Here is a 10877-nt window from a genome sequence, read left to right on the forward strand (position 1 = left end):
ACGCAAAATATACGCAAAAACATAACGCGAAAAAATACAAAATCTAGGAGAAAAAATGTTTCACGCAACGACAATATTAGGCTATTTGGGCGAGCATAATGGCAAAAAATGCGCCATCATCGGTGGCGATGGGCAAGTAAGCTTTGGCAACTGCGTGCTAAAAGGCAATGCTACCAAAATCCGCACGCTTTATAATGGGCAGATTTTGAGCGGATTTGCAGGAAGCACGGCTGATGCGTTTAGTTTGTTTGATAGCTTTGAGCGGATTTTGGAGGGCAAAAAGGGGGATTTGATGCGCTCGGTGGTGGAGTTTGCAAAGCTATGGAGGAGTGATAAATATTTGCGCAAACTAGAAGCGATGATGATAGTGCTAAACACGCAAAAAATCTTTATCCTAAGTGGCAGTGGCGATGTGCTAGAGCCAGAGGATAGCAAAATCGCAGCCATAGGCAGTGGTGGAAACTACGCGCTAAGTGCTGCGCGCGCGCTTGATAGACACGCCAACATAGAGCCAAAAATGCTCGTGCAAGAATCGCTAAAAATCGCTAGTGAGATTTGCATATATACCAATGAAAATATCAAAATTTTGGAGCTAGAAAATGACAAATGAAAATCCACAAAATCAAAATCCACAAACAACGACTTTGCAAACAACAAATTTGCAAAATCCAAATCTGCAAATGACGCCTAAGCAAATCGTAGAGTTTTTAGACGAATACATAATCGGGCAAAATGAAGCCAAAAAAGCCATCGCAATCGCCCTGCGCAATCGCTACCGCCGTATGAATTTGCCAAAAGAAGTGCAAGAAGAAATCACGCCTAAAAATATTTTGATGATAGGCTCAACAGGCGTTGGCAAAACCGAAATCGCAAGACGAATGGCAAAAATAATGCACCTGCCATTTGTCAAAGTAGAGGCTAGCAAATATACAGAAGTGGGCTTTGTGGGGAGAGATGTAGAATCTATGGTGCGGGATTTGGTAAATGCTAGTATCGCCCTAGTCCAAAAAGAATACCAAAGCAAAAATGAGCAAAAAATCCAAGATTATATCATCGATAAAATCACGCGAGCCCTGCTCCCACCCCTGCCAAATAGCGTAAGCGAGGACAAAAAACGCGAGTATGAAACAAGCTTTGCCAAAATGCGCCAAAAGGTAATAAAAGGCGAAAATGACCATCTAAAAATCGACATAGAAATATCCAAAAAAGGCGAGCTAAATGAGCTAGAAAATGGTATGCCCCCAGACATCATCAAAGTCCAAGAATCCATAATCAAAGTGCTTAGCAAAAGTGAGAGTATCAAAAAAACACTCACTATAAAAGAAGCAAAACAAGCCCTAAAAACCGAAGCACAAGAACACACGCTAGATATGGAGGAAATCAAACTTGAAGGCTTAAAAAGGGCTGAATCTAGCGGAGTGATTTTTATCGATGAGATTGACAAAATCGCCACTTCTAGCAAGGATTCTAGGGCTGACCCTAGCAAAGAGGGCGTGCAGCGCGATTTGCTCCCCATAATAGAGGGCAGCAATGTCGCTACGAAATTTGGCAACATAAAAACAGATTATATTTTATTTGTAGCAGCAGGGGCATTTCATCTAAGCAAGCCAAGTGATTTAATCCCAGAGCTTCAGGGGAGATTCCCACTGCGCGTGGAGCTAGATTCGCTAAGCGAAGAGACAATGCTAAAGATTCTAACCCAGCCTAAAAACTCGCTTATCACGCAATATCAGCATTTACTTAGCGTAGAGGGGCTAGAGATTGAATTTGAAGTGGAGGCGTTGGAGGCGTTGGCACATTTTGCATATCTTGCAAACCAAAAAACAGAGGACATAGGAGCTAGGAGGCTTCACACTGTGCTAGAGTGCGTGCTTGAGGATATTAGCTTTAGCGCAGATGAATACGCCAAAAAAAGCCCCAAAATCAAAATAGACAAATCCCTAATCGAGCAAAAACTCTCAAATCTTGTAGAAAATGCGGATATGTCGCGCTATATTTTGTAAATTTTGGCGTGTAAATTTTGGTGGGTGGATTTGAAGGGTAGATTTTGGTAAATTTTGCGAAGTTTTTGTGAAGTTTTTGTGAAATTTTGCAAATTTTTGCAAAGTTAAGATGAAGTCAAAAACGCATAGCAAAACTAAACAAATACGCGATTTGGCTATAATCTCAAAATAAACATTAAGGAGCATACAATGACTTTGATTATAGAAAATGCAAATGTTGAAACTTTACGCGTGATTGAGAGTTTAAAAGGCTTTAACAAAAAGCTAAAAGTCCTAAAAAGTCCAAACATTGAAACGCTTGAAGCGATTATTGAGAGTGAAAAAATCATAAAAGACATCAAAAAAGGCAAAAGAAAGCCTTATAATTCGTGGAAAGAGGCAAAAAAGGCGTTGTTAAATGTATAAAGTTGATTGGACAAGCAGATTTAAAAAAGATTATAAAAAAATTGCTAAGCAGGGCAAGGCTGAAATTGTAGATAGCGTGATTGAGAAACTAGAAAGTGGCAAGATTTTGGAGGCAAAATACAAAGACCACGCATTGCAAGGAATCTATAAAGGCTCAAGAGAGTGCCACATAGAGCCAGATTTGCTACTTATCTACAAAAAGCACGATGATATTTTGGTGCTTACCTGCTTGCGTGTAGGCTCACATAGCGAGCTATTCTGAGCTACAAAATCTTTACTCACAAGTTTTAATCACCCAAAACCCAAAAGGACAAAAATGCAACCATACTTCCCCCTTGACATTAGCGAAGAGGCACTTAAAGCACGCGTAGCAAAGGAATTTTTTGCGACATTTGATTACGAGCCATTTGGCAAAATCGACTTTTGCATAAGCTACCGATACGACACAGAATCTTTACAATTCCTATGGGCAGAGGCAAAAAAGGGCAAAAGCGATATTTACACCTCATTTGTCCAGCTGATTTTGACTATCGGCAAGGCGGATTTGTATGAGGATATGCTACCGCCCGCGTTTTTGGGCGCGTTTGATTGTGAGAAAATCGCCTTTATCGAATACCACGAAATAATGACCGTGTTTAACCAAAATGATTTTAATTGGAATGTAGCCCCAAGTGATTACACCACGAAGGAATTTAAGCAACTCCACGCCAAAATCAAAAGCCTTTTAGAATCAAAAAGCCTTATTTTTGATTTTGCGCAAGACAACGCAGAACTACAAAATTTCATCGCTACAAATTTCACACTAAACAACAAAAATCTCTCCAAAATCACCATAACCAAAAACAACTTTATCGCTATTTACGCCAAATGGCTAAACGCTGTGAAGCCTAGCATTAGCATTGATTGGGAGGCGGAGAAGCCAGAGATTTTGGATAGCGATTTTTATCTCGCAGATTTGCTAAGCTATGATAACACCACCAAAGCAATCTATGAAAACCTTAGAATCTTGCTAAGCAAAGACCACTATCGTATCGCCTTAGAGAAGCTAAAAAGTGGCAGGCTAAACATTGGCGAAGTGTTTTTTAAAGATAGCCAAAAAGCGCATAGCAAGTTTTGGAATATCTATGAGCGACCGCCCAAAGAGGAATTTTGGGATTATATCATTAAGCGGCGCGATTTGCTTGTGCCTCAAGACATTAGAGAGCGCAAGGGAGCGTATTTTACCCCGCAAATTTGGGTGCAAAAAGCACAAGATTATCTAGCATTAGCCTTAGGGGAGGATTGGCAAGATGAGTATTATATTTGGGATTGTGCCGCAGGGACTGGCAATCTACTAGCAAATCTAAGCGATAAATACAAAATTTACGCAAGCACGATAGATAAAGCCGACATAGACATCATCAAAGAGCGCATACACAATGGCGCAAATCTCTGCGAGGAGCATATTTTCCAATTTGATTTTTTAAATGATGAGTTGTTTGACACGATAGATAAAAATGGCGAGATTTTAGCAGAATCAAAGCTCCCAAAATCCTTGCAACATATCATCAAAAACACGCCACAAAAGTTAGTCGTCTTTATCAATCCTCCGTATGCGGAAGTTTCTAGCAAAAAACCTCAAGGCAAAAAAGGCGTGAATTTATCGGCAATACATTCTAAATACAAAGATATTTTACAAACAGCGGGGCGTGAGCTTTTTGCGCAGTTTTTTATACGAATCTATAAGGAAATCCCAAACTGCATTTTGGGCAGTTTTTCAAAATTAAAACATATACAAGGCAGTGCTTTTGCAAATTTTAGAAAAGAATTTAAGGCAAAATTTTTAAAAGGTTTTATTTGTCCTGCCCATACTTTTGATAATGTCAATGGGCAATTCCCTATCGGCTTTTTAGTGTGGAATCTAGGCGATAAAAAAGAAATCAAAAAAATAAAAGTGGATATTTTTAATGAAAGCAATAAACGAAACGGCAAAAAGAATTTTTATCTATTTAAAAAAAATAAGGTTATCAATAAATGGATAAATAAATACAAAAACAATGCAAAAAGCGTAGGCTGGCTTGATGGAATCAACGGCAATGATTTTCAGCATAACAACATAATTTATCTTGTCAATCAAAAAAGGCAAGTTGTAAATCCGCGCGGTATGTGGATAAATGAGTATAATTTGATTCAATCTAGCGTTTATATCGCCGTGCGTCAAGCAATCAAAGCCTCTTGGATAAACGACAGAGACCAATTTCTCTATCCAAATAAAAAATGGCAAAAAGACAAAGAATTTCAAAACGATTGCCTAGCATTCGCCCTCTTTCACTCCCAAAATCGCATTAGCGCAAATATTTCCCCCTCCCTTGCGCGTGGAGATTCTACCAAAAATTCCCCCTCCATTGCGGAGGTGGATAAAGGGGGTGGGGTAGAATCCATAAACCACTTTATCCCATTTAGCGAAAAGGAAGTCAATGCAAAATCTAGCTTCACTTCGCATTTTTTACACGACTTTATCAATGGCAAAATCAAACCTCAATCGCCAAAACCACAAGGCTTCAAAGAATCAAGCCTTTATGTAGAATCCAAAGACTTTACCCCGCAAGCCCCCCTAGAGTTTAGCGAGCAAGCAAAGGCAGTTTTTAAAGCAGGGCAAGAGATTTGGAAATATTACCACGCAAGCGCAAGCGATAAAACCTCCCCACAAAGCCTAGCCAACCCCTACGCGCCCTACAATGCAAACGCAAGCCTCTATGATATAAAAGAGTTTTTCAAAGGGCGCAAAATGAGCGACAAAGAGGGCGAAAATGGCAAAACTAAAAAAGGCAAACTAAACGCCACAAGCAAAGATGAGCATTTTAACGCGCTTATGTCTAGCCTAAATCTAGCCCTCTCAAATCTCGCCAAAAAACTAGAACCCAAAATCTATGAATACGGATTTTTAGAGGAATAAACAATGCCTCAAAAAACGCAAAAAAACAGCAATCCAAAAAGCCAAAAAAGCCAAATGGCACAAAATCCAACAAAAAATCAAACAAACAAAATCACTAAAAATGAGAAAAATGAAGTAACAAAAGCGGGATTTGTCGCGCTCATCGGGCGACCAAACGCAGGAAAATCTAGCCTGCTAAACGCCCTAAGTGGCGAAAATCTAGCCCTAGTCTCACACAAAGCAAACGCCACGCGTAGCATTATGCACTTTATTGTCCCCTACACCACCAAGCCAAAATCTACAAACACAAATGATTCTAGCCAAAGCACAAAAAGCGAGCATTGCCAAATCGTTTTTATCGATACGCCCGGAATCCACAAGCGTGAAAAATTGCTAAATCAGTTTATGCTACAATCCACCATAAAAGCGATAGGGGATTGCGATATTTGCGCGTTTATGTGCGCTTTTGGCGATGATTTGAAGCATTATGAGGAGTTTTTGGCAAACTATGACAAAAAACATATTGTGGTAATTAGCAAGATTGATAGCGCAAATAGCGATAATCTAGCGCGATATATTTCTCTTTTTTCTCGTTTTAGCGATAGATTTTACGCCCTTGTGCCATTAAGCGTAAAAAAGCGTATAAATTTAGAAACATTCCTAGAATCTATTTGTGAGATTTTGCCTCGCTCGCCAGCACTTTATGATGAGGATTTGCTAACCACTCACACAAGCAGACAAATCGCCAAAGAAGCGATAAGAGAAGCGGTTTTTAACCTTTGTAGCGATGAGATTCCCTACCAAAGCGATGTTGAGATTTTATCATTTACAGAGCCAGATGATAAGCCAAATGCAACATCTCACACCACGCATATCACCGCTCGCATACTCGTAGAAAAGCAAAGCCAAAAGCTAATCGTAGTTGGCAAAAATGGTAGCGCAATCAAGCGCATAAGCATTTGTGCAAGACAAAAAATCGAACAAATCCTAGCCCAAAAAATATTTTTACGCCTTAGCGTAGTCGTCCGCAAAGAGTGGGCAAAAAGCAAAAAAGATTTACAAAGATTAGGTTATAATTTTGACTTGTGATTTTGCGCAAAATTTAGGGCTTAATATAGGGTTTTCGCACGATTATTATGCCATTGCTACGGCGATTATTACACGATTACTGCGCAATTACAACGCGATTACAAGCCCAAAAATCCACAAAAATACAAAATCGGCAAGACAAAGGACAAAAATGCCAGCCAAAAAAACACTTTATAAATCCACAAAATCTTATGTAATCAAATCTACAAATCCCATAAATAACGCAAACACCGCAAAATCCCCCCTTGCAAAATCTACAATCTTTTTTCACACTTTTTTTGATTTTATCCACCGCGCTTTTTTGGCTAGATTTTTGTGCTTTTGCCTTGCTTTTTTGGCGTTTGATTTTGCACTAGCAATCGACAAAGACACAACCAAACTTATCCAAACTTACCGCACGCAAGGCGTAGAAAAAACCGCACTTTTGCTAGAGCAATATCTGCAAAGAAAAGATTTTTGGGTGTCTGTGTTGCAGGATAAAGACACGGATTTTGGGTATTTTGAAGGCTATGAATACTTGTTTGTTTCAGATAAATCCGCTCCAAATCTAGCCCTATACAAAATCACAAATGGCAATCTAAGACTTATCAAACAACTCCCCGCACTTGTCGGCAAAGGCAAGGGGGATAAGCGCGTGCAAGGGGATTTGACGACACCCATTGGCGCGTATGATTTCACAGGCAAACTCACAGGGCTTCCGCCCTACTATGGTCCCCTAGCCTACGCCACAGACTACCCAAACAACTACGACAAATCCCTAAAACGCACAGGTGGCGGGATATGGATACACGGGTTGCCACTTGATGGCAATAGAGAGGAGCTAAATACGCGTGGTTGCATTGCGATTGACAATGCTGTGCTAAGCGATTTTGGCAAAATGGTGGATTACAAAAAAGCCGTGCTTATCACTTATGAAAGCGAGTTGGCAAAGCCTAGCAAAGATGATTTGGCAAATATTTTATCCTCACTTTATCAGTGGCGCGAAGCGTGGAAAAAAAACAATCTAAACGCCTATCTTGCGTTTTATCACAGGGATTTTATGAGAATCGATGGTAGCAAGCTAAACGCATTTAAAGCGCAAAAAAAGCAAGTCTTTGCCAAAGCCGAGCAAAAAGACATAATCCTTAGTAATATCTCTGTCGTCCCCTACCCAAATGACGAAAAACGCGTAATGTTTCGCGTGAGTTTTCAGCAAGACTACAAAGCCTATAAAAATGGCAAAATCAGCTACGCTTCAAACCACTATAAAATCCTCTATGTGTCCTATGAAAATGGCAAAATGCAAATCCTAACCGAACGATAAAAGCAAAATCTAGCGACACCAAATCCAATAGCTTAAAGAAACGCAAATGCAAACAAAAACGGGGCAAAATCCACAAATGCAAAATATAGCGCAAAATGCAGTGCAAAATGTGGCAAAAAATCTACCCCAAAATCTAATGGATTCTAGCGTTTTTAAGATTTTTGCAAAATCTTATTTTTGCCTTGCTACATTTTTTACAAAATCTATTTTTTGTGATTTTATAGATTTTGGCAAAGTTGCAAAATTTCACAACTTCACAAAAACAAAAAATATTTCACACACAAAATCACAAAGCTTTTCACCCCAAAAACCACAAAACTTGCTTCCCCCAAAATCAAAAAACCTTTTGCCCCCAAAACTACACCTAAAATCACGCATTTTTGCCCTGCTTTTTTTTAGCATTTTCGCATTTATACCAAGCCTAATCCACGCTGCCCCCACCACCATTCCCACCGTAAATCTATCTCTAAGCGCGCCAGATAGCCCAGCCCAGCTTGTTACCTCGCTAAATGTCGTAGTTGTCCTAACGCTACTGATTTTAGCCCCATCGCTCATACTTGTGATGACAAGTTTTATGCGACTTGCGATTGTATTTTCTTTTCTCCGCACCGCGCTAGGCACACAGCAGTCCCCACCCACACAGATTCTAATCTCCCTTGCCCTAGTTCTTACATTTTTCATAATGGAGCCTGTGGGCAAAGAAGCGTGGGAAAAGGGCGTAAAGCCTTATATCGATGAGAAAATCAGCTATGATGTCGCATTTGAGAGGGCTAGCGAGCCATTCAAAAACTTTATGCTAAAAAACACACGCGAAAAAGATTTAGCCCTTTTTTATCGTATCCGCTCCCTGCCAAACCCCAAAACCACCGCCGATGTCCCGCTAAGCATTGCGATTCCTGCGTTTATGATTAGCGAGCTAAAGACGGCTTTTATGATAGGATTTTTGCTGTATTTGCCATTTTTAGTCATCGATATGGTGGTAAGCTCTATCCTTATGGCGATGGGTATGATGATGGTGCCTCCCGTGATGATTTCACTGCCATTTAAGATTTTAGTCTTTGTGCTTGTCGATGGGTTTAATCTACTCATAGGCTCGCTTGTGCAAGGATTTAAGTAGCTTTGCCAAAATGTTTATTTTGCTCCACTTTTTAAGACTAAATTCTATAATTTTTAAAGTAAAATCTAGCCCTAAAATCTAGCCATTATGACAAAACACAAAAATCCACCAAAAATATAGCAAGTGTTTTTTGGCAAAATTTAGCGCACATTTTTAACCTAAAAGGACAAAACCAAAAGGACAAAAATGGATTTTGACATAGGCATTAGCACGCTTATTTTACTCGCACTTGTCGCGCTTGTGGCGGGGTTTGTGGATAGTATCGCAGGTGGCGGGGGAATGATAACAATCCCCGCGCTATATATGGTGGGAATCCCGCCACACGAAGCACTAGGGACAAACAAATTTCAAGCGGTTTTTGGGAGTTTTAGCGCGGCATTGCATTTTTATAAAAAGGGGCATTTAGATATGAAAAAGTGCGCGTTATTCGCGCTTTTTGCCTTTGTGTTTTCGCTGTGCGGGACATTGCTCGTGCAGGTGGTGAGCGCGGATTTTTTGCGTAAAATCATTCCGTTTTTGCTCCTCTTTTTCGCGCTGTATTTTCTCTTTTCGCCCAAAATCAAGCAAGAATCACACACAGATTCTACAAATGCACGCATAGGCAAAATCGCTCTAGCCCTTATCATCGGTGGTATCGGCTTTTATGATGGGTTTTTTGGTCCGGGCACAGGCTCGTTTCTTATGCTTGCTTTATTTTCGCTAGGAGGCTTTGGGATAAAAGACGCGCTCGCGCAAGCAAAGCTGTATAACTTCGCTACCAATCTTGCCTCCGTGCTTGTGTTTTTGGCATTTGGGCATATTCTCTTTGCGGTGGGCGTGGCTATGGCGTTTGGGCAGTTTGTGGGTGCAAATATCGGCGCGAAGCTCGCCCTGCGCTATGGAATCAGCATCATCAAACCATTAGTAGTCATCGTGTGCGTGGCGATGTGCGTGAAATTGCTCTTTTTTGAGTGGGCTTGAGTGGGTTTTAAGTAGATTTTAAGTAAAGATTTTACGCGCTACAACATATCATAAACCCCCTAAAATCTTATACAAAATCCAACATTCCAAACCCCCACAAATACCACATTTTTGTCATTGCAAAAATCTACTACTTTTTGCAAAAATCACAAAATCATAGCAATCCAAAAAACACAATCTACAAAAACACATTGTCATATTGAGCGTTAGCGAAATATCTCTTTTTTGGCTTAACATTTTAGATACTTCACCCAAAGGCTTGGTATGACGGGAATCTAGATTGCCACGCATTAGATGCTGCTAAAACGCAGAATCTAATTGCCTGCAATGATGATGGGAGAATATATTGCCCCAAATTTGCTAACGCAAATTCTCGCAATGACAAAATGTCTTTTTCTAAATAAAAATACCCACCCCCCTAGTCCCCTCGTGCTAAGGGAGGGAAATAATGCCGTCATTGCGAGACTTCCGCAGGAAGTCGTGGCAATCTACAAAAGAATTTTGTCATACTGAGCGTAGCGAAGTATCTCAAAGCATTTATTCGTCATTGCTAGCGATGATTTTGTTTCCGTCATTGCGAGCAGTTTGGATTCTTTAGAATCGAAACTGCGTGGCAATCTATTTTATTATGTTTGTCAAAAGCGTGTTTTGTGTTTTGTGGATATAGATTGCCACGCATTAGATGCTGCTAAAACGCAGAATCTAATTGCTCGCAATGACATTGAAAATTATTGCAATGAAAAATAATGGATTGCCACGCGCAACAAGTTGCGCTCGCAATGACGAATAAATGTTTTGAGATACTTCGCTACGCTCAGTATGACAAAATTCTTTTGTAGATTGCCACGAATCTGCAACTTTTAACAAAGTCGTAAATTCTCGCAATGACGATTTGCGTGGGGGATTAAAAACCCCCTCCCTTGCGGAGGGGTTTTTGCTTCGGCTAACGCCTCGCAACCCGTTGGGTGGGGGTGGGTTTTCTTGTCATTGCGAGATTCTAGGCTTTTGTTAAAAAGACTAGAATCGTGGCAATCTATTTTATTAAATTGCTAAATGTGTGTTTTTGCGATTTGTGAATGTGGATTG

The 10877-nt window shown here is 40.2% G+C and carries 13 protein-coding genes; 10 read left to right on the forward strand and 3 right to left on the reverse strand.

Annotated elements, in window-relative coordinates:
* Positions 1–55 precede the first annotated feature (55 nt).
* From hslV to ACWIUO_RS06265, 9 genes are all read left to right on the forward strand, one after another.
* Positions 56–610 carry an ATP-dependent protease subunit HslV gene (gene hslV, locus ACWIUO_RS06225; protein WP_454177047.1) on the forward strand — a complete coding sequence of 185 codons (555 nt, stop codon included), beginning with the start codon at positions 56–58 and terminating at the stop codon, positions 608–610.
* 70 nt (positions 611–680) lie between these two features.
* Positions 681–2003 (forward strand): HslU--HslV peptidase ATPase subunit, encoded by a 1323-nt coding sequence (gene hslU / locus ACWIUO_RS06230; RefSeq protein ID WP_454177100.1) that lies wholly within the window; start codon positions 681–683, stop codon positions 2001–2003.
* Between the two features lie 189 nt (positions 2004–2192).
* Positions 2193–2408 carry a hypothetical protein gene (locus tag ACWIUO_RS06235; protein WP_454177048.1) on the forward strand — a complete coding sequence of 72 codons (216 nt, stop codon included), beginning with the start codon at positions 2193–2195 and terminating at the stop codon, positions 2406–2408.
* Complete coding sequence (locus ACWIUO_RS06240) at positions 2401–2670, forward strand: type II toxin-antitoxin system YafQ family toxin (protein ID WP_454177049.1); 270 nt, start codon at positions 2401–2403, stop codon at positions 2668–2670. Before ACWIUO_RS06235 ends, ACWIUO_RS06240 begins: the two co-directional genes overlap by 8 nt.
* 54 nt (positions 2671–2724) lie before the next feature.
* On the forward strand, positions 2725–5343 hold the full coding sequence (locus ACWIUO_RS06245; protein WP_454177050.1) for a hypothetical protein: 2619 nt from the start codon (positions 2725–2727) through the stop codon (positions 5341–5343).
* Between the two features lie 3 nt (positions 5344–5346).
* Complete coding sequence (gene era, locus ACWIUO_RS06250; protein ID WP_454177051.1) at positions 5347–6411, forward strand: GTPase Era; 1065 nt, start codon at positions 5347–5349, stop codon at positions 6409–6411.
* Positions 6412–6562: 151 nt separating this feature from the next.
* Positions 6563–7714 (forward strand): L,D-transpeptidase family protein, encoded by a 1152-nt coding sequence (locus ACWIUO_RS06255; RefSeq protein WP_454177052.1) that lies wholly within the window; start codon positions 6563–6565, stop codon positions 7712–7714.
* Positions 7715–8099: 385 nt separating this feature from the next.
* Complete coding sequence (gene fliP / locus ACWIUO_RS06260) at positions 8100–8831, forward strand: flagellar type III secretion system pore protein FliP (protein WP_454177101.1); 732 nt, start codon at positions 8100–8102, stop codon at positions 8829–8831.
* A gap of 186 nt (positions 8832–9017) precedes the next feature.
* Complete coding sequence (locus ACWIUO_RS06265; protein WP_454177053.1) at positions 9018–9791, forward strand: TSUP family transporter; 774 nt, start codon at positions 9018–9020, stop codon at positions 9789–9791.
* A gap of 114 nt (positions 9792–9905) precedes the next feature.
* Here the strand turns inward: ACWIUO_RS06265 and ACWIUO_RS06270 are convergent, their stop codons facing one another.
* Positions 9906–10082 carry a hypothetical protein gene (locus ACWIUO_RS06270; protein WP_454177054.1) on the reverse strand — a complete coding sequence of 59 codons (177 nt, stop codon included), beginning with the start codon at positions 10080–10082 and terminating at the stop codon, positions 9906–9908.
* A gap of 23 nt (positions 10083–10105) precedes the next feature.
* Positions 10106–10249, reverse strand: coding sequence for a hypothetical protein (locus ACWIUO_RS06275; RefSeq protein ID WP_454177055.1), 144 nt, complete (start codon positions 10247–10249; stop codon positions 10106–10108).
* Here ACWIUO_RS06275 and ACWIUO_RS06280 point away from each other — a divergent pair.
* Positions 10240–10389, forward strand: coding sequence for a hypothetical protein (locus ACWIUO_RS06280; RefSeq protein ID WP_454177056.1), 150 nt, complete (start codon positions 10240–10242; stop codon positions 10387–10389). The genes ACWIUO_RS06275 and ACWIUO_RS06280 overlap by 10 nt on opposite strands.
* A 104-nt stretch (positions 10390–10493) precedes the next feature.
* Here the strand turns inward: ACWIUO_RS06280 and ACWIUO_RS06285 are convergent, their stop codons facing one another.
* Positions 10494–10748, reverse strand: a complete 255-nt coding sequence (locus tag ACWIUO_RS06285; protein WP_454177057.1) for a hypothetical protein — start codon at positions 10746–10748, stop codon at positions 10494–10496.
* Between the last annotated feature and the right edge of the window lie 129 nt (positions 10749–10877).

The sequence above is a fragment of the Helicobacter sp. T3_23-1056 genome (assembly GCF_053654535.1).